The following is a 489-nucleotide window of genomic DNA, read 5'->3' on the forward strand; positions in this document are numbered from 1 at the left end:
ACCGGGATAGATCTCGGAGAGGCGCCAGAAGAGCTGGAACATGCGCAGCGAATTGCCGCCCGCCTCGAAGAACTTGTCCGTGACGTTCAAATTCGCGGTCGACTCCAGTGCCTCACGCCAGATCCCCAGGACGGCAGCTTCGGTCGGTGTACAAGGATTGGTCACGACGGATTTCCCCCATGCAGGACGGTCGAACATGACGACGTGCTGGAGCAGCGCCTCGCGGTCCACCTTGTCGTTGGCGGTACGTGGCAGGTCGGGCAGCGAGATGAACTGGTCGGGGATCATGTAGGCCGGCAGGATGTCGGTCAGGTGCCGGCGCAGGGCCGGTGCCAGGGCGTCGTCCGCGCCACCAATCGGTACGAAAAAGGCGACCAGGCGCTTCGTGTGTCCCTCGTCCACGGCGAGCACGCAGCTCCGCCCAACCCCGGCGTACTGGTTCACGGCAGTCTCGATCTCGCCGAGTTCCACCCGGTATCCGCGGACCTT

General features: G+C 64.4%; 1 protein-coding gene. It reads right to left on the bottom strand.

The features are described from left to right. On the bottom strand, nucleotides 1–471 hold a 471-nt coding region (locus F8279_RS29855), incomplete at its 3' end, for a phosphopantetheine-binding protein (protein ID WP_151501727.1). Nucleotides 472–489: the final 18 nt, after the last annotated feature.

The organism is Micromonospora sp. AMSO1212t (genome assembly GCF_008868145.1).
GTDB lineage: Bacteria > Actinomycetota > Actinomycetes > Mycobacteriales > Micromonosporaceae > Micromonospora > Micromonospora tulbaghiae.